We start from the raw sequence: 16,537 nt of genomic DNA, 5'->3' as shown, positions 1-16,537 counted from the left end.
CGATCGTGAACGCACGCGAAACAGATGGTGACGTGGTGACGTCGTACAAGAACGCGCAGACCCGCACCGTCACCGCCGACGGAGTGACCTTCGCCTACCGCGACCTCGGCCCCCGGACCGGCATGCCGGTCATCTTCATCACCCACCTCGCCGCGGTCCTGGACAACTGGGACCCCCGGGTCGTCGACGGCATCGCCGCCAAGCACCGGGTCATCACGTTCGACAACAGGGGCGTGGGCGCCTCCACCGGCGAGACGCCGAAGACCATCGAGGAGATGGCCAAGGACGCCGTCACCTTCATCCGGGCGCTGGGCTTCGAGCAGGTCGACGTCCTCAGCTTCTCGATGGGCGCCATGATCGCCCAGGTCATCGCCCAGACCGACCCGCAGCTCATCCGCAGGCTGATCCTCGCGGGCACCGGTCCGGCCGGAGGCGAGGGCATCGAGAACGTCACCCGGATCTCCCACTTCGACACCCTGCGGGCACTGCTCACCCTTCAGGACGTGAAGCAGTTCCTCTTCTTCACCCGCACCCCGAACGGGATTCGGGCCGGCAAGGAGTTCCTGGCCCGCCTGAAGGAGCGCACCGAGGACCGGGACAAGGCGATCCGCCCCAAGTCCTACTTCTCCCAGCTCAAGGCCATCCACCGGTGGGGGCTGGCGCGGCCGCAGGATCTGTCCGTCATCAAGCAGCCCGTGCTCGTCGCCAACGGTGACGACGACCGCATGGTGCCGACGCCGAACTCGCACGACCTGGCCCGGCGACTGCCCAACGCCGAGCTGGTGATCTACCCCGACGGCGGCCACGGCGGCATCTTCCAGTACCACGAGCAGTTCGTGCCGACAGCCCTCGAGTTCTTCGGCCGGCCGTAGGGCCGCAGTGCGGTCTGCGTACGAGGCCGAGGACGCTGACTCAGAGCCGTGACGCCCGCCGGGCGTCACGGCTCTCGTCACGTGTTCGACGTAACCGGCCTGCTCGCCTCCCGGCCCTGCGGCGCCGAGGCGGTTGTCGTGCAGGACGGCGATGCGGAGACCGGTCGACGTCCCGTTCGGGCACCAGGATCCAGGCCCAGGACCTGCACTGCCGCCACGGCGTACTTCGAACGGGCGCAGAGACAGCCGCCGTACGAGCGGAGGACCCCCGCGCCGGCCGCTCCCGAGATCGCAGTTGCCCCGGGGGTCACCCGCTCACGCGGCACCGGCGTCCGGGCCCTGCCCAGGTGGTCACCCAGCCGGTATGGACGGGCACCGTGCCAGGGCGAGGGCGTTCTGGACTCCCTGCTCGAGGACCTCGTCGGAGAACTTCCGGTCGGAGAGCGCGCGGGACAGCTGCAACGTTCCCACCGCCATGGTGTAGATCCCGACGGCCCGGCCACGGGCGGACTGCGGATCCTCGGGTGCCAGGCGGGCGGCGAACTCGTCCAGGATGGCCCGGGCGCCGGTGGTGTAGGCGTCCTTGGTCCCGTCGCCGCAGCGGCCGATCTCGTCGAGCAGGGCTGCGGACGGGCAGCCGTCGCCGGGGTTGTCCCGGTGCTCGGGCGACAGGTACGCGCGGATGAGATCCTCGAGTCCCTCGCGGCCGGGCCGCAGCGCGTCGTACTGCTCCACCTGCGCGCGCAGCTGCTCGGCGACGACGTGGGCGACGAGGTCGTCCTTGGACTCGAAGTGGGCGTAGAAAGCGCCGTTGGTGAGTCCGGCGTCGGACATCAGCGTGGAGATGCCGGAGCCGTCGATGCCGTCCTGCTTGAACCGGTGGCCTGCCCGCTCGATGATCCGTTGCCGCGTCACCTGCTTGTGCTCCTTGGTGTAGCGCGCCACAGGGTTCCTCCATCAACTCCGCCGGGCCATTGCCTCGTATCTTCATCCTAATACGTGGTCTGACGCACGTAATATTATGGTTGACAGGTGATGTGCGGCCGTTCTGCCGCCCTATTGCCGTGGGGCGGTGCGGGACCTCGTGGCCATCGCGGGCGCACCGCTCGCGCCGCGAGTGCATGTGTCCCGTTGCCCGACTTGCGCCGTGCGTACGCCGAAGCGCCCGAGGAAGGGGACTCCCTCGGGCGCAGGGCGCTCTGGTCAGGCGGTGTAGGTGGGGTAGTCGGTGTAGCCGGCCGCGCCGCCGTCGTAGAAGGTGGCGGGGTCGGGGGTGTTCAGGGGCGCGCCGGCACGTATGCGCTCGACCAGGTCGGGGTTGGCGAGTGCCATCGAGCCCACGGTGATGACGTCGGCGATGCCGTTCTCGATGTCCTTGGCGCGGGTGGCGATGTCGGTGCCGGCGCGGTTGAGGATCAGCGTGTTGGGCCACAGTCCGCGCAGCGTGCCCAGGAGTTCCTCGTCGCCGCCGTGGGCGAGGTGCAGGTAGGCGAGGTCGAGGGGGGCGAGGGCGCGTACGAGGTGCGGGTAGAGCTCGTGGGTGTCGTCCTCCGCGAGGTCGCCGAGCTGGAAGGGGTTGCCGGGGGAGAGCCGGATGCCGGTGCGTCCGGCGCCGATCTCGTCGGCCACGGCTGTGGCGACCTCGACCGCGAAGCGGATGCGGTTGTCGAGGGAGCCGCCGTACTGGTCGGTGCGCTGGTTGGTGGTGGTGGCGAGGAACTGGTGGACCAGGTAGCCGTTGGCGCCGTGGATCTCGACGCCGTCCGCGCCGGCCGCGATGGCGGCCGCGGCGGCCCGCCGGAAGTCGTCGACCGTGGCGGCGACCTCCTCGGTGGACAGTGCGCGCGGCTGCGGCATCTCCTGCATCCCGGAGCCGGTGAACGTCTGGCCTGCCGGCTTGATCGCGGAGGGTGCCACCGGCTGCCGGTGGTGGGGGGTGTTGTCGGGGTGGGAGATCCGCCCGACGTGCATGAGCTGGATGACGATGCGTCCGCCGGCCTGGTGTACGGCGTCGGTGACCTTGCGCCATCCGGCGATGTGCTCGTCGGTGTAGATGCCCGGTGTCACCGGGTAGCCCTGGCCGTCGGCGGAGGGCTGGGTGCCCTCGGTGATGATCAGGGCGTGCGAGGCGCGCTGGGCGTAGTACTCGGCGTTGAGATCGGTCGGTACGCCGTCCGGGGTGGCCCGGCTGCGGGTCAGGGGGGACATCGCCAGACGGTGCGGCAGGGAGATCTTTCCCGCGACGGTCGGGGTCCACAGGCTGTCGAGCATGTGTGGTTCCTCAAGTGGTCGGTGGCGGACATCCGGGAGCCGGCGTTCCGGGCTGTGAATCCGATGAGGCATCCGCCATGAGTATGGATGAATTATATTATGAACGTAATGCTTTGATGGGTGGGGGCGGCGCGGGAAGGGGGCCGGGGCGGTCAGTGGGCGCTTCAGGAGTTACACCGAGTCGCACGGCCAGTAGGGCATCGGATTCGGGATCACCCCGGCTTGACTTCGACCTGCTGCCCAGGATCAAGCGGATCGACAGGGTCAAGCCGTACCGGCCGGTGGCCGGCGACCCGGAGGTCTGGCCGCAGCTCACCCCGGCGCTGACCCGCCCGATCCGCTGGGAAGTATCGCTGAGCAGTACGACCAGATGATCAAGTTGGGGGTCCGCCCACTCCGGTCCGCCGAGGACGTCCTGAAGCGCGGACTCGACCCTGGCGTCGGCGCTCCTGTGGGTCAGCCGGCCAGTTGCGCGGCGAACTGGGCCTCGATGGCCGGGTACAGCAGGGCCAGGTCGTCGTGCAGCGTGGACTTCACGCTGCGGCTGATCTCATCGACGACGGCCTCGGACCGGCCTGCCTCCAGCGCGTCCAGGGCACTGCGGGCCACATCGGTCGGCGGGGTCTTGGGGACGTCGGAGCCGGCCTGCATGTCCGTGTCGACCGGCCCGACGTGGACGGCGACGACTTCGGTCCCCTGTGTCTTGAGCTGCTGCCTGGCTGCGTTGGTGTAGCTCCACGCGGCTGCCTTCGACGCGCTGTACGTCGCGGCTACGGGGTACGCCGCCCACGAGGCGACCGAGAGCATGTTGACGAAGGCACCGCCGCCGTTGGCCGCCACGACCGGAGCGAACGCCTGCGTCATGGCGATGAGCCCGAAGTAGTTCACCTCGAGCTCGCTGCGCGCCACGTCGAGCGGCGCGGAGAGAGGCAGGTTGCTGCTGGCGATACCGGCGTTGTTCACGACGATCGTGACATCGGCGAACTCGGCAGCGGCCGCGGCGACAGCTGCCGGGTCCGTCACGTCCAGCGCGACGGGTGTGAGCCGCGGGTCCGTGATGGTGGCGACATCGCGGACAGCCGCGTACACCTTGGTCGCACCGCGGTCGAGGAGCTCGTCCGCGAATGCCTTGCCGATGCCACGGTTGGCACCGGTCACCAGAGCTACCGAACCTTCGATCTTCATGTCTGCATCTCTCATCGGGTGGGTGTGGGGGGCGCGCCCAGGTGATGGGGCCTGGCCCCGGTAGTGCTGGTCGGGCCGGCCTCGACGGGCGCGACTGGCCCGTGCGTATCGACTTCCTCGCCGGCGAAGGCCGATGGCCGTAAAGCGGTGGGCCGAGGACGTGCCGTTCGCCTTGCGCGCGCAGCTGTCTACTCCGCGAGGAACTGAAGGGCGTGCTTCAGGAACCGCTCGGGGTACTGGAACTGCGCTCCGTGCCCGGCGTCGGGATAGATCAGCAGTTGGGCGTTGGGGATGTTCTGGGCGAGGTGCCAGGAGTTGATCGAGGCGATCATCACGTCGTTCTCGCCGTTGAGGACCAGCGTCGGCTGGGTGATCGCGTTGAGGTAGGCATAGGGGTTCTCGCCCGGCAGCGGCTCCCCATAGGCCATGGTCGCTTCGAACTGCGCCTGTGCGACTGCGGGTGAGCTCGGCGGGTCCTGGTCGGCCCGCTGGTGACGTCGCTCCCAGAAGGCCCGGCCCGCTTCGACGGCGGCTTGCGAGCGGCCGAAGAACAGGAAGAGGAAGTCATCCACGGTGGGGACCGGATTCAGCGCAACCTCGGGCACCTTGGGGTCCATCGTCGGGTCCCCACCGCGCAGGCCGGTGCCGAGCAGGAGGAGCTTGCGCACCAGCTGGGGATGGCGCAGCGCGACCTCCTGCACCTGGAAACCGCCGAGCGAGAAGCCGAGCAGATCGACCTGCTCCAGCCCCAGCGCCTGGATGACCGCGGCGATGTCGTCGGCCATGTCCTCGACCCGGTTGCGCGGCGTGCCGGATGACGAGGCGACGCCGCGCCCGTTGAACAGGATGACCTCACGGCCTTCGGCCAGGCCGTCGGTGAGCAGGGGGTCCCAGTTGTCCATGCCCCCGCGGAAGTGCTGGACGAGGAAGATCGGGACGCCGGAGGGCTTGCCCCAGCGCCGGTAGGCGAATCGGTCGCCGTCGACCTCGACGTACTGGGTCGGTGCGGTCACGTGCGTATCGCTCATGGCCTGAGCCTTTCTGGTGGGAACGAACAATACGATGACGATCGTCATCTAAAAAGTCAAGCTCATAGATGTCGATCGCCATCTATGTATGCTTGACGCCGAGCGTCGACCGTGGAAGGGGCGGCTGGACATGCGGGTCACCAAGGCACAGGCGGAGCAGAACCGTGCGCACATCGTCGCGACAGCCGCCAGGCTGTTTCGCGAGCGCGGCTATGACGGTGTCGGCGTGGCGGAACTGATGGCAGCCGCCGGCTTCACCCATGGCGGGTTCTACAAGCACTTCGGCTCCAAGGCCGACCTGATGGCCGAAGCGTCCGCGAACGGGCTCTCACAGACCGCGGCACAGGCAGAGGGCCGGGACGCCATCGAGTTCGTCGAGCGCTACGTCACGCGGGAGCATCGCGACGGGCGCGGTGACGGCTGCACCATCGCGGCCCTCAGCGGCGACGCCGCACGTCAGCCCGCGGACATCAAGACGGAGTTCGCAGCCGGGATCGAGAACCTGCTGACGGCCCTTCAGAACCCAAGTGACACACCGGGGGACACGGACCAGCGCGCGGCCCGCACCATGGTGATCGACATGCTCGCCCATTCGGTCGGAGCGATCGTGCTGTCGCGGGCCTGCCCGGACGGTTCTCCGCTGGCGGACGAAATCCTCGATGTCTGCCGCAAGGAAATTCTTGCCTCGCTGGAACACGGAAGCGGCGACCGGCCGGCGGCAGGGAGATCAGAGGCTTGACCACAGCCGACGGACGCAGGGCCGACGGCCCGAGGGTCAGGCACTGAGGCAACAGCCTGCGTTTCCGAGCCGTTCGGTGCAGCAGCACAGTGGAAGCACTCTCGAAGGGTGGTCTGCACCGCTGCGAGAACTTTTCATGTGCCGTCGACGAAGTCGCCGCACCGGACGCGACAACGGTCGAATCGCTCGTCACGTGTGCGCGATGGGGCATTGGCCGTCGCGTCTTCCGTGTTCGGACCCCGGCGGGTGCGGCAACCTGCCGGCCGGGAGCCGACAGCCGGGCTGCCGACGAGGCGTGCCCGGCTGCCCCGGTGACCCTGGTGGGCCGGGGATGGAACCCGCCCAGGGTCTCGCGGCGCCGACGGCACCCCGCGGGGCGCCGCGGTCGGTCGTGGGCGCGGCCCGGGGGGATCAGAGGGCTTCGTTGACCCGGCCGATGTATTCGCCCAGCTGGTACTCGACGTCGAGACCCTTTTCGGCGGCCAGTGCGCCGAGCCCGACCGCGCGCGCGGCGAATCCCGGCTGTGTCAGCGTGCCCGCGAACTCGCCGAAGGCGGCGACCAGGTGGGCGTCAGGCGGCAGTGTCGCCCGGTTGACCTGGGACTTCGCGGTTGCCAGTGCCTGCCGGTCGAAGGAGGCGAGACGGGCGACGGTCGCGTCGACGAAGGCGTCGAGTTCCGCGTCGGGCAGGCTCCGGGTGACCCATCCCCAGCGCTCGGCCAGGTCGGCGTCGTAGTCGGCGCTGGTCAGGATCGCCTCCAGTGCGCGGTCGCGGCCGATGGAGCGCGGGAGGCGCTCGGCTCCCCCTCCGCCCGGGACAAGGCCGATGCCGACCTCGGGCTGGCCGAAGAACGCCTTCTCGCGGCTGGCGTAGCGCAGGTCGCAGGCGAGGGCCAGTTCGTTGCCGGCGCCGCGGGTACGGCCCCGGATGGCCGCGATGCTGACGAACGGAGCCTTGCTCAGCCGCAGGACCATGTCGGTCCACAACGGGTTGTCGTCCTCGTGCTCGGGCACGGGAAGGTCGGCGGCCGCGGCGGCGTCGAAGTGGTTGATGAAGAAGTCGGGGAGTTCGCTGGCGAAGACGACGACCTGAATGTCCGGGTCGTTCTCCAGCTCCGAGACGATCTTGTGCAACGTCACGATCGACTCGGGAACCACCAGGTTCACGGGAGGATTCGAGAACGTGATCCTCGCGGTCCGCGGAGTCGTCCGCTCAAGGCGGATCGTGCTGGGCTGGCTCATGGCGTGGTTTCCGTTTCGTGTTTCGCAGGAGGCTTGGGTTTGCGTGGCCGTGATCGCGTCCGGCGACCACGGAGGGGTTTGCGCCGGGTGAGGGGCGGGTGCCGCCGACTCGCCGGTCGGAGCTGCGTCGGCTGGGCCGGGCCCGCCTGCACCTGTGCGGCACGGTTGGCCGGTAGGGGCGGGAGTTCCTCAGGGGAGCTGCGGGTAGAGCGCCGAAACGCCCCCGGACAGCGCGGCCTGCGCCTGGCGGGCCGCGTTGTCGGCGAGGATCTCGTAGGCGCCGGCGGCGATGCCGTCCACCGCGATGCGCGCGATGTCGGCGGGGTCGGACTTGTCCGCGTCGACGGTTCGGACCATGTCGGTGTCCATGTAGCCGACGTGCAGGCCGGCGACGCGGATGCCCTGGTCGGCCAGTTGCACGCGCAGGGTGTTGGTGAGCGACCACTCCGCGGACTTGGCGGCGCAGTAGGCGCCGAACTCCGGGAAGCTGACCCAGGACAGGCCGGACAGGACGTTCAGCATGGCCCCGCCGCCGTTGGCCGCGATCTGGGGTGCGAAGGCGCGGGCCACCGTCAGGGTGCCGAGGTAGTGGGTGTTCATCTCCAGGCGGATGTCGTCCAGATCGGCGGTGAGCAGGTCGGCGCCGGTGGAGGAGCCCGCGTTGTTGACCAGGACGGTCACGTCGCCGGTGGCCGCGGCGGCGGCCGCGACGGAGGCGGGGTCGGTGATGTCGAGTGCGATCGGCTTGGCGCCGGGCAGGTCGACCTGGTCGGGATTGCGGGCGCCGGCGTAGACGGTGGCGCCGCGGCTGAGCAGTTCGGCGGCGAGGGCCCGGCCGAAGCCCCGGTTCGCTCCGGTGACAAGGGCGGTGCTGGCAGAGAGGTCCATGAAGGTTCCCGGTGAAGTGGAGAGGTGATGGCCAGAGCGCTGATGGCGTGGCCTGATGTGGCACAGGCTTATTGAATTACGGTCGTAATAGTAAGCATGCTGAGTCGGCGATCGCAACCGATCCGCCTGTGACCGACGCTGCGCCGGGCACCTTGCCCGAGCGCCGTCAAGGAGCTGATCGACGCGAGCAAGGTCAAGTACTTCGGCCCGAACCAGGCCGGCCCGCAGACCATCGGCAAGGCGCATGTCGTGCAGCCGGTTCCGTACTTCAGACCGAGTAATCCCGCCGAGCGGGACGTCGAGCGGCGCGTTCTGCGGCGTCGGCCGGCCGGCGCCGCACCTGCGCATCACGGCCCGCTTCGTAATCCAGCGATGCCTTCAGCCGGCCGCATCGAGAGCTGTTGTCGTGTGCCCTGCCGCACCGGGGGGCGTCGACTGTCAGGCGGCCTCCGTCGGCTGCGGGGAGGAGTCCTCCACCCGCAACGCATAGGCCGCAGCGCCGGCGTAGGAAGCCTCGACGACGAGAACGGCGATCAGCAGCGCATGGGGCCACCCATCCGCCACGATGCTGACCAGGCGCCCCACAGCCAGGCCGCTCATGAAGGTGAACAGCGTGATGAGCGAAGTCCTGGTGTAACGCGGGTTGGAGGCTCCCAGGCAGAACAGGATCGCCAGGGCTACGAACAGTGACCCGGAACCGCTCCTGAACAGGTTCGCCTCCGACGGCGACTGGATGTCGACCCCGTAGACGTCGAGCAAGAGGTGGGGAGCCAAGAGATAGATCAACCCGATCACGGCGATCCCGAGCCCCGCGGAACCAAGAACCATCTTCTTCAGACTCATCTTTCTGATACCTCCAATGTGGGAGCCCATCGAAGAAGCTCCAGAACGTGCGGCACGAACTGCTCGTGGTGTGGGAAGACGCCGCCATGGCCGGCAACGGGGCTGAAGTGAGGCGTTCGGCAGGCGATGCGCGAGGTCGAACGACGTTCGTACGGGAAGCATGCGGTCGTCCTCGCCGTTCGCGGCCAGAACGGGATGCCGGATCAAGGAGAGGTCCATCGGTGCTTGATTTCCCGGCGAAGAATCGCCTTGAGCTGGGCAGCGACCCTCTCGGCGAGGTGCCGGACACGGCCTGTCCGGGCGGGATCCCGGAAGATCACCGGAGCGGTGCCGTGTGAAATGTGGTGTTCAGGCGCCGAGATACCGGCGCAACCACTGGCCCATCTGCGCGATCGCCCGGTCGACTTCGGGTACGCGGCCGGCGGCGAGGATGAACGAGTGCTGTCCTTCGGGCATCGGGTGGACCTCGGAGGTGACCTTGAATTCGGTGAGCCGGTGTCCGAGTTCGGCGCCGTCGCCGGCGAGGGTCTCGTACGCGCCGTAGTGCACGACGGTGGGCGGCAGGCCGGTCAGGTCGGCGTTGACGAGGCTGATCTTCGGGTCGGCGAAGTCCAGGGCGGGGTCCTGCAGCCAGGCTCCGCGGAAGAGTTCGAGGGTGTTGCGGCTGAGCATCTTGTCGTTTTCCTCGTTCTCGTCGACCTTGGGGTTGGCGATGGTGAGGTCGGTCCACGGTGAGATGCTGACGATGGCGCCGGGGGTGGGTTCGCCGTTGGCGAGCAGCGGCAGCATGATCGCGAGGGTGCCGCCGATGGAGTGGCCGGTGCTGCCGATGTTCTGCGGTTGGTAGCCCTGCGCCAGCAGCCACCGGTAGGCGGTCTCGGCGTCGTCGAGCTGTGCCGGGTAGGGATGTTCGGGGGCCAGCCGGAAGTCCACGACCAGTGAGCGGATCCCGGCGGCTTTCGCGATGTGACCGGCGGCCTTGCGGTCGGAGTGCATGGACGCGGTGACCGAGCCGCCGAAGTGGAAGTGCAGCAGCGCCCGGTCGGGGTCCGCGTCGGCGGGGATGCACCAGAGGGCGGGGACGCCGCCGGCGTCGACCTCGGCGTAGGTGACGCCTTCCGGTTCGGTCGAGGCCAGGTGGTGCGTCTCGACGATGTCGCGCACAATGCCCAGGTCGAGGCCCGGCGTGGAGGATTTGGCGCGCACGCTTTCCAGGAACTGCGCGAACTGCTGCGCCTGCGGACTGGTTCCCACGATGACACTCCTGTCTGTGCTGGGCACGCTGGTCGTGCCCAGCCGGTTCGGTGATGCAACAAGGCGCTGGTAAGGCCGTGTTCGCCGGCTCGACGGCGAGCGTCAGCCGGGCATCCGGATGAGTTTGCGGACGCTTCCGTCGAAGGCCCGGGTCGGCATGATGCGGCGCAGCACGCTGATGCGCGGGGACTCACCCGTCATGAGGGCCAGCGGTCGTGTCGCTGTCATCGTCGGCTCCCTGGTCATTTATATTACGTTCATACGACCATAGGGCGAGGGGAGGTAGGAGGGCAATGGGTTGGGGAAAATGAAATTATGATCGTACGCTCAATGTGGGCTCGCAGGCGGCGACCAGCCGCCGGTCGGACGAGTGCAGGAGTGTGCGGGGTGCGCTACGGAATCGCCGCCCCCAACGTCCAGGCCGACGCCGTCGACGGGATGCGCAAACGGCTCGCCGAACTGCTGGACGACCCCGGGCTGCTCGCCCTGCTCCGGGCTGCGATGGACGGGCGGGCCGTCGGTCGGATGGTGCCGAGCCTGCCGTACATCGATGCCGTCCCCGTCGACGGCGGTCTGCGAGTGCGGCTACGACCGCCCGCGCGGTGCTGGACGTCGGCGAGGACGCGGTGACGCTGTCCGCCGTCGGCGCCATGTACGGGTTCGCCCGTGAGGCGGAGGCGGTGCTGCGCTCGCTCGTCGACGGCCGGACCGTGGACCTGGCCACGCTCGCCGACACGGCCGACCGCGCCCTGGAGGACGTAGCCGCCCTGCTTCAGGAACTCGTTGCCGGGCAGGCCGCGACGGTGGGGAGCCTGTTGTGACAGCGGATCTCGTGCTCGGTACCTACCGGTGCCGGGCGGATCCCGGAGGGGGCTGCCCGCGCGGCCGACTCCGGCGCGCAGTGGGTCGACACCGCCCCCATCCACGCCACCGGCCGCGCACAGCCGCGCACAGATCCTGCTGGCCCCTGCCCGGCCCGCCCACCCGTTGCTGAACGTCTCCACCAAGACGGGGTACTTCACCGCGGGCACCGGCACCGGCACCGGCACCGACGCCGGAACGCTGGTGTCCACAACCAGGACCAGGCCGCCGCCGGGCACAACCTCGCTCCAGTACGTGCGTTGGCAGACCGGCCGTAACCGGTCCCAGCTCGGCGCTACCGGCTGCACTGGCCCTGCTCCACAATCCCGAGCGCGCCCACCCTGGCGACCGCCCCGCCCTGCACCAGGCGATCAGGGCCGCGTTCGAGGTCCTGGAGGAAGAGGCCACGGCCGGGCACGTGACCGGGTACGGGGTCGCCGCCTGGGCGGGCCTGGAAGAGGAAGCGTTCAGGGTGGGGGGAGCTGCTCGCCCTGGCCGCCGAAGCCGCCGGCGGGACGGATCACCACCTGGCCGCCGTCCAGCTCCCGGTCAGCCTGATGATGACGCCGATCATGCAGGGCCCTCCACGGCCGGAGCCCGCTCCCGGCCGCCGCCGACGCGGGACTGCGGGTGATGGCGTCGGCCCCGCTGCACGGCGGTGAGCCGGCTCGGACACACCACGGGCCCCGGAGAGATCAGCCCTCTCCGGGGCCCGGCGCTTATGGATGCCGCTTCGATGGGGTCCGAGCGGTCAAGCGGCCCGTGCGGCGTCAGGGGTCAGCAGTGCGTCGGTCTCGGTCAGGCGCAGCACGCTCGCGGGCTGGCCTTGCAAGCCGGTGACGAGGAGTTCGCCGCCCTCGGCCAGCAGGCGGCGGCGCAGCCTGAGCAGGAGGTTCAGGCCGGTGGAGTCCATGAAGGACACCCCGGACATCTCCAGGTGCAGGGTCTTGCCGTCGAGGGGGATGACCAGCGTCGCTTCTTCGAGAGCGGGGCACGAGGCGAGATCGATCGCCCCGGCCACGGTGACGACGGTGCGGTCGGCGTGCTGTTGCGTGGTGACGGTGAGGTTGTTCATGGTTCGCCCCTCGCTTCCAGGGGGTCGAGCCCATCACACCCCCAGGTTCGGGGGGTATCAAGCGCGTGACGTGGGGGCACGCACAGTCGAGCAAGACAACCCGCACCGCATCCCGGCCACTCGAGGTGACCGTCAGTGGCGGCGCCGGGGCCTCCTGCCAAACCAGGCTGACTGTCCGTCCAACGTGGCACAGACCGGTCATCGGACGCCAGCATGCGCGGGCAAAGGCTCTGCATTCCGGCACAAGCCGATCATGCCCACGAGGCCGGACAGCAGAAGAAGGACCAGAAACGGCAGATACCGATGCGCGCGGGCTGGCTCTGGGGTGTGTCGTCGGTCGGATAAGCGGGGTGATCGGGGGTACAACGGCTTCGGGCTCGTGCGGTTGCAGAGCCGGAACATGCCCTCTTTGCGGGGCTGTTCCCAGGTATGAACGAAGGATTGACGGTATGGCCAGCGGCACCGTGAAGTGGTTCAACTCCGAGAAGGGCTTCGGTTTCATCGAGCAGGACGGCGGGGGTCCGGACGTCTTCGCGCACTACTCCGAGATCCAGGGCAACGGGTACCGCGAGCTGACCGAGGGGGAGCATGTGACCTTCGACATCGGCCAGGGACAGAAGGGGCCGCAGGCGCAGAACATCGTCCGCGGCTGAGCGGGCGGCACAAGCGCAGAGTGAGGCGGCTGTCCAGAGCCGGACAGCCGCCTCAGTCGTGCAGCGGCTACCGGAGGTCGGGCCCAGTGCGTGTCGTTGGCGCCGCGGGCGGGCGCTGCCAGTGCAGAGACCCGGTGTGCGGATTCCGTCTGCCTCATGACCACCACCGACACCACCGCGGCCCTGGCTCTGGTTGTTGCGATCGTCGCTGCCCTCGCTGCTGTTGGCTCCTGGAAGCGGCTCACAGCGCCGACGAGGCCGCGGCGGCCGTGTCCCGGATCGAGCAGCAGCGCCTGCACGCCGATCTCACCCCGGCCTTCCGCTGCACGATCGTGGCCGACGAGGCCCGCTCCACCGCGATGCTGCAGGTCCACTTCGAAGGCCCTCCGGGGCTGCTGTCCCACGACGCTGTCGAGATCACCGGGTCCGTCCGCAACGACGACCCCCACCGGGGCAGCGCACCCCCAACTCACCGGCGCCCCACCTTGACGTGTCCGCCCGCGCCCTCACCTCCGAAGCAGAGGACGGAGCGGATCGTCTCCAGGGTCGCGGGCGTCGGTAGGACGCCGTGCAGGAACTGGAAGAAGCCCGGTTCCGCGTACACCGTGAGCGCACCACCGGAGGCGGGCACTCCCAGGAACATGAAGAGGGGAGCTACGACGAGGACGGCGAGCGGGCCGAGGTAGCGGGCGAAGAAGCGGTCACCATCGACGCGCAGAACGACGTGAGCCAACCGACACACATCACCTGTGCGACGTGGCCCTCGAAGCCTCCGACAACCGGGCCGACCAGCAGCGTGGCGGACACCGCGATCAGCGCCGCGAAACCACCGGCTGCGGGCAGCAGCCGGCGCAGCTCCATCAGATCCGGAGCGGCGACCGAGGCGATGATGACGAACAGGAATCCGCCGAGGAGGAAAGCAGCGCTCAGACAGAGACCGACCGTGCCGATGCTGTCCCGCGACGGCAGCGGAACCAGATCCTCGGTCCGCAGGCCGGTGTGCTGTTCCTCGGCCACCTGCGCGAAGATCCGGGTCGTCATCTGCTCGAGACTGGCTCCGGCCGCGCCGGCGACATACAGGGTGGCGTCGCCCTTCGCGTCGGTCGGCAGGATGTAGGCACCGGCGATCTCCTGATCGGCCACCAGTCGCCGAGCGGTGTCAGCCTCTTTCACGACACGCACGTCCAGGGCTTGCCCCGCCCTCTCCTCCAGCGCCTCGGCCACGCCCCGGCCCTGTTCGGCGGTGACACCGACGACGGCGACGGGCAGATCGTTCGGCGTCGGCTGGTGCATCGCGGTCAGGTCTGGCGGCCTCGCGCGGTGCTGCGCCGCAGCGAGGGAGTGGCCGCCGGCTGCTTGCCGACGTGTCTCCCTTCTGGGTGCCGTGCCCCGCGAGAGTGGTCGTGGGCATCGTGGTCATCCGTCCGTACGAGGGATGCGGGCGTCGGCGCTCATCCAAGAAGGCGCAGGAGGGCGATGCAGGCGCGGCACAGCTTGCGCAGACGTTCGCGTCGTTGGCGGTCGCGGCATGGATGCAGCACATGGACTGGCGCATGCGAGTGCTCGGTGACCAGCTGGAAGAAGTCAAGAAGTCGATGGACCTTCTCCGGCGCAAGCTGCCCGAACGGTGACATCCATCAGCTGGCAGCGGCGGTGCTTGCCGTGGGCCGTGACCACTGTGACGACGCAGAACAGTTGGCAATTCAGCAGGCCGGTAGGCAAGCGAACAAGCGTTCCAATTTGCGGTGGATGTGACGACTGATGGATGGCTTCCGGTCTGCCTGTTCCGGTAGCCCATCAGCTTCGGCGACCGGATCGGATGTGGCGGAACGGGACGGTGGTGTTAGGGGGAGACGAGAGGGACAGCACCGTGGCGTCGTTGGCGTCGGCTGTATTCGGTGACGGCCTGCCACAGGTCACGCCGGTCGACGTCGGGCCAGTAGTTGGGGGTGAAGTACAGCTCAGCGTAGGTGGTGTGCCAGGGGAGGAAGTTGGAGGTGCGCTGTTCGTTGCCGGTGCGCCACAGCAGGTCGACGTCCGGCATGTCGGGGTGGGGCAGGTGGCGGGCGAAGTCGTCTTCACAGATGAGGTGGGGGTCGATGTCGCCTGCGTGGGCTGTCTGGGCGAGGGCTGCGGCTGCCCGTGTGATCTCGTCGCGGCCGCCGTAGTTGATGCAGACGGTGAGCGTCAGTCCGGTGCGGTTGCGGGTGCGGCGCTCCTCGCGCAGGAGAGCCTGGACGAGTTCCTCGGGCAGTTTGTCAGGGCGGCCCAACCAGCGCTGGTGTACGTCGAGGTCACGGATGGGTCCCTCGTCGAGGTCGCGTCGGATCGCTTCCAGGATCGTGGTGATCTCCTCGGTGTCGCGTTTCCAGTTCTCGGTGGAGAACGCGTAGAGGGTCAGGTGGCGCAGGCCGATCTCCAGGGCGCCGTAGACCACCTCGTGGGCGGCGGCGGTGCCGGCGCGGTGGCCTTCCGGGCGGGGCAGGCCGCGCTGCTCGGCCCAGCGGCCGTTGCCGTCCATGATGACCGCCACGTGGGCGGGCATCAGGTCGGCCGCGATCTGAGGGGGCCGGGCGCCGGAGAGATGCGGTGGCAGGGGCCGAAGAGTGGTGCTTTCGGCTTCAGGGCTCGGCCCGGTCACGGACACCGCGGGTCGTCGGGGTCCGGGCACGGTCAGGGGCGTCAGGCTCCAGGCCAGTTCTGAGCGGATGCGGGCGGGGGCGAGGATGCGGATGCGGGCCGCGAGGGATGGGCGCGGGGCGCGCTTGAGCAGGGCGTGGCCGGCCGCGTCGACGGCATCGAGCTGGGCGCGCATCAGGCGGGCGGCCGTGTTGAGCACGGTGGCAGCGCCCGGGTGCATACCTGTGGTCATGGCGGGCCGGGTCACCCATTGACGGGCCAGGGCCGTCAGCTCCCGGATCAAAGCCGCTGTGGCCGGGCTCCACCTTCCTTGCCGCAGGTCTTCCTCGGCGCTGGGGAAGGCGTCCAGGGCCTCTTGCGGCAGGAGCAGATCGCCTTGGGCGAGGTCGGCGCTCAGGTCGGTGAGGGTGTCGGTGAGCTGGGCGCCGTCGATGAACCGCTGGTAGTCATGCTGCCCGTCCAGCCGGAGGGTCATCGGCGCTCCGGCTCGTTCGAACAGGTGCCGTACCTGGTCGACCCAGGGCACGAGTCCCTCGCTGCACCAGGACCGCCACGCGGCCCAGTCGGCGAAATGCCGGCCTCGGGTGTCATCACGTGTGCTGTGCATGGCGCCTTGGAGGCTGGACAGGTCCAGGCCCCATCGCAGGGCGGTGTCCACCAGGGCGTGCCGGACCGGATCCCCGCTCGTGCCGGCCGCCAGGTCGCCTTGCAGGGCTTGGGTCCACGCTTCGACGCGGGCCGCTCGTTCGGCCGGCTCCGCATCCTGCTGGTCGGACAGGTCGTCCAGGACAGTCGCTGCCGCCCACAGGGCCCATCCGGCCGGGCGCAGCACGGTCGGCATCAGCTGGATGAGGGCGTAGATCCCCGGATCGTGCACTCGTGTGGTGCGCCGGCACAGCCGGTACGCGGCCCGCAGAGACGGGTCTTCGCCTGTGGGCGGACGGTGGGTGGGTCGCCCTCGTTGTGCCGGCACAGCGGCGTCGAGG

Annotated in this window: 19 protein-coding genes; 6 read left to right on the top strand and 13 right to left on the bottom strand. The window is 69.3% G+C overall.

Features of this window, described 5'->3' with window-relative positions:
- The first annotated feature begins 5 nt into the window (after positions 1 to 5).
- Positions 6 to 872: an alpha/beta fold hydrolase gene (locus ACZ52C_RS39345; RefSeq protein ID WP_469079335.1), complete on the top strand. Its 867-nt coding sequence runs from the start codon at positions 6 to 8 to the stop codon at positions 870 to 872.
- Between the two features lie 351 nt (positions 873 to 1,223).
- On the opposite strand, the gene ACZ52C_RS39340 is transcribed toward ACZ52C_RS39345, so the two are convergent.
- From ACZ52C_RS39340 to ACZ52C_RS39325, 4 genes are all read right to left on the bottom strand, one after another.
- Positions 1,224 to 1,817, bottom strand: coding sequence for a TetR/AcrR family transcriptional regulator (locus ACZ52C_RS39340; protein ID WP_469079334.1), 594 nt, complete (start codon positions 1,815 to 1,817; stop codon positions 1,224 to 1,226).
- Positions 1,818 to 2,075: 258 nt separating this feature from the next.
- The gene (locus ACZ52C_RS39335; RefSeq protein ID WP_469079333.1) at positions 2,076 to 3,143 is read right to left on the bottom strand and encodes an alkene reductase; all 1,068 of its coding nucleotides are present in this window, start codon (positions 3,141 to 3,143) and stop codon (positions 2,076 to 2,078) included.
- Between the two features lie 456 nt (positions 3,144 to 3,599).
- Complete coding sequence (locus ACZ52C_RS39330) at positions 3,600 to 4,328, bottom strand: SDR family oxidoreductase (protein WP_469079332.1); 729 nt, start codon at positions 4,326 to 4,328, stop codon at positions 3,600 to 3,602.
- A gap of 188 nt (positions 4,329 to 4,516) precedes the next feature.
- Positions 4,517 to 5,356, bottom strand: a complete 840-nt coding sequence (locus ACZ52C_RS39325) for an alpha/beta fold hydrolase (RefSeq protein WP_469079331.1) — start codon at positions 5,354 to 5,356, stop codon at positions 4,517 to 4,519.
- An 88-nt stretch (positions 5,357 to 5,444) separates the two neighbouring features.
- Here ACZ52C_RS39325 and ACZ52C_RS39320 point away from each other — a divergent pair, with 88 nt between their 5' ends.
- Positions 5,445 to 6,095, top strand: a complete 651-nt coding sequence (locus ACZ52C_RS39320; RefSeq protein WP_469079330.1) for a TetR/AcrR family transcriptional regulator — start codon at positions 5,445 to 5,447, stop codon at positions 6,093 to 6,095.
- Positions 6,096 to 6,506: 411 nt separating this feature from the next.
- On the opposite strand, the gene ACZ52C_RS39315 is transcribed toward ACZ52C_RS39320, so the two are convergent.
- The 5 genes from ACZ52C_RS39315 to ACZ52C_RS39295 all read right to left on the bottom strand — a co-directional run bounded on the left by ACZ52C_RS39315 (position 6,507) and on the right by ACZ52C_RS39295 (position 10,550).
- The gene (locus ACZ52C_RS39315) at positions 6,507 to 7,337 is read right to left on the bottom strand and encodes an enoyl-CoA hydratase/isomerase family protein (protein WP_469079329.1); all 831 of its coding nucleotides are present in this window, start codon (positions 7,335 to 7,337) and stop codon (positions 6,507 to 6,509) included.
- Positions 7,338 to 7,526: 189 nt separating this feature from the next.
- Complete coding sequence (locus tag ACZ52C_RS39310) at positions 7,527 to 8,225, bottom strand: SDR family oxidoreductase (RefSeq protein WP_469079328.1); 699 nt, start codon at positions 8,223 to 8,225, stop codon at positions 7,527 to 7,529.
- 438 nt (positions 8,226 to 8,663) lie between these two features.
- Positions 8,664 to 9,068: a DUF4345 domain-containing protein gene (locus ACZ52C_RS39305; protein ID WP_469079327.1), complete on the bottom strand. Its 405-nt coding sequence runs from the start codon at positions 9,066 to 9,068 to the stop codon at positions 8,664 to 8,666.
- Between the two features lie 348 nt (positions 9,069 to 9,416).
- Entirely contained in the window at positions 9,417 to 10,322 is a 906-nt protein-coding gene (locus ACZ52C_RS39300; protein ID WP_469079326.1) for an alpha/beta hydrolase, read from the bottom strand.
- A 102-nt stretch (positions 10,323 to 10,424) separates the two neighbouring features.
- Positions 10,425 to 10,550 (bottom strand): hypothetical protein, encoded by a 126-nt coding sequence (locus ACZ52C_RS39295; RefSeq protein ID WP_469079325.1) that lies wholly within the window; start codon positions 10,548 to 10,550, stop codon positions 10,425 to 10,427.
- Positions 10,551 to 10,709: 159 nt separating this feature from the next.
- On the opposite strand from ACZ52C_RS39295, the gene ACZ52C_RS39290 reads away from it, so the two are divergent.
- A complete protein-coding gene (locus ACZ52C_RS39290) occupies positions 10,710 to 10,952 on the top strand; it encodes a hypothetical protein (RefSeq protein WP_469079324.1) in 243 nt (80 codons plus the stop codon).
- Positions 10,925 to 11,143, top strand: coding sequence for a winged helix domain-containing protein (locus ACZ52C_RS39285; RefSeq protein ID WP_469079323.1), 219 nt, complete (start codon positions 10,925 to 10,927; stop codon positions 11,141 to 11,143). Before ACZ52C_RS39290 ends, ACZ52C_RS39285 begins: the two co-directional genes overlap by 28 nt.
- 791 nt (positions 11,144 to 11,934) lie before the next feature.
- Here ACZ52C_RS39285 and ACZ52C_RS39280 read toward each other — a convergent pair.
- Positions 11,935 to 12,258 carry an STAS domain-containing protein gene (locus tag ACZ52C_RS39280; RefSeq protein ID WP_469079322.1) on the bottom strand — a complete coding sequence of 108 codons (324 nt, stop codon included), beginning with the start codon at positions 12,256 to 12,258 and terminating at the stop codon, positions 11,935 to 11,937.
- A gap of 449 nt (positions 12,259 to 12,707) precedes the next feature.
- On the opposite strand from ACZ52C_RS39280, the gene ACZ52C_RS39275 reads away from it, so the two are divergent.
- Positions 12,708 to 12,911: a cold-shock protein gene (locus ACZ52C_RS39275; protein ID WP_104782251.1), complete on the top strand. Its 204-nt coding sequence runs from the start codon at positions 12,708 to 12,710 to the stop codon at positions 12,909 to 12,911.
- 469 nt (positions 12,912 to 13,380) lie between these two features.
- Here ACZ52C_RS39275 and ACZ52C_RS39270 read toward each other — a convergent pair whose 3' ends face one another.
- Together ACZ52C_RS39270 and ACZ52C_RS39265 are read right to left on the bottom strand one after the other, a co-directional pair.
- Complete coding sequence (locus ACZ52C_RS39270; RefSeq protein WP_469079321.1) at positions 13,381 to 13,554, bottom strand: hypothetical protein; 174 nt, start codon at positions 13,552 to 13,554, stop codon at positions 13,381 to 13,383.
- Positions 13,555 to 13,565: 11 nt separating this feature from the next.
- A complete protein-coding gene (locus tag ACZ52C_RS39265) occupies positions 13,566 to 14,204 on the bottom strand; it encodes a YhgE/Pip domain-containing protein (protein ID WP_469079320.1) in 639 nt (212 codons plus the stop codon).
- A gap of 110 nt (positions 14,205 to 14,314) precedes the next feature.
- Between ACZ52C_RS39265 and ACZ52C_RS39260 the strand changes: the two genes are divergently transcribed.
- A complete protein-coding gene (locus ACZ52C_RS39260; protein ID WP_469079319.1) occupies positions 14,315 to 14,542 on the top strand; it encodes a hypothetical protein in 228 nt (75 codons plus the stop codon).
- Between the two features lie 212 nt (positions 14,543 to 14,754).
- Here the strand turns inward: ACZ52C_RS39260 and uppS are convergent, their stop codons facing one another.
- Positions 14,755 to 16,428, bottom strand: coding sequence for a polyprenyl diphosphate synthase (uppS, locus tag ACZ52C_RS39255; protein WP_469079318.1), 1,674 nt, complete (start codon positions 16,426 to 16,428; stop codon positions 14,755 to 14,757).
- Positions 16,429 to 16,537: the final 109 nt, after the last annotated feature.

This window comes from Streptomyces sp. NPDC034049 (assembly GCF_055575575.1).
The sequence above is the reverse complement of the archived record's forward strand: the minus strand, read 5'-3'. Positions and strand labels throughout refer to the sequence as shown.

Coding starts and splice junctions, on each gene's coding strand:
- ACZ52C_RS39335 (WP_469079333.1), bottom strand. CDS start 3,143: ATGCTCGACAGCCTGTGGACCCCGACCGTCGCGGGAAAGATCTCCCTG.
- ACZ52C_RS39330 (WP_469079332.1), bottom strand. CDS start 4,328: ATGAAGATCGAAGGTTCGGTAGCTCTGGTGACCGGTGCCAACCGTGGC.
- ACZ52C_RS39325 (WP_469079331.1), bottom strand. CDS start 5,356: ATGAGCGATACGCACGTGACCGCACCGACCCAGTACGTCGAGGTCGAC.
- ACZ52C_RS39320 (WP_469079330.1), top strand. CDS start 5,445: ATGCTTGACGCCGAGCGTCGACCGTGGAAGGGGCGGCTGGACATGCGG.
- ACZ52C_RS39315 (WP_469079329.1), bottom strand. CDS start 7,337: ATGAGCCAGCCCAGCACGATCCGCCTTGAGCGGACGACTCCGCGGACC.
- ACZ52C_RS39310 (WP_469079328.1), bottom strand. CDS start 8,225: ATGGACCTCTCTGCCAGCACCGCCCTTGTCACCGGAGCGAACCGGGGC.
- ACZ52C_RS39305 (WP_469079327.1), bottom strand. CDS start 9,068: ATGAGTCTGAAGAAGATGGTTCTTGGTTCCGCGGGGCTCGGGATCGCC.
- ACZ52C_RS39295 (WP_469079325.1), bottom strand. CDS start 10,550: ATGACAGCGACACGACCGCTGGCCCTCATGACGGGTGAGTCCCCGCGC.
- ACZ52C_RS39280 (WP_469079322.1), bottom strand. CDS start 12,258: ATGAACAACCTCACCGTCACCACGCAACAGCACGCCGACCGCACCGTC.
- ACZ52C_RS39275 (WP_104782251.1), top strand. CDS start 12,708: ATGGCCAGCGGCACCGTGAAGTGGTTCAACTCCGAGAAGGGCTTCGGT.
- ACZ52C_RS39270 (WP_469079321.1), bottom strand. CDS start 13,554: ATGTTCCTGGGAGTGCCCGCCTCCGGTGGTGCGCTCACGGTGTACGCG.
- ACZ52C_RS39265 (WP_469079320.1), bottom strand. CDS start 14,204: ATGCACCAGCCGACGCCGAACGATCTGCCCGTCGCCGTCGTCGGTGTC.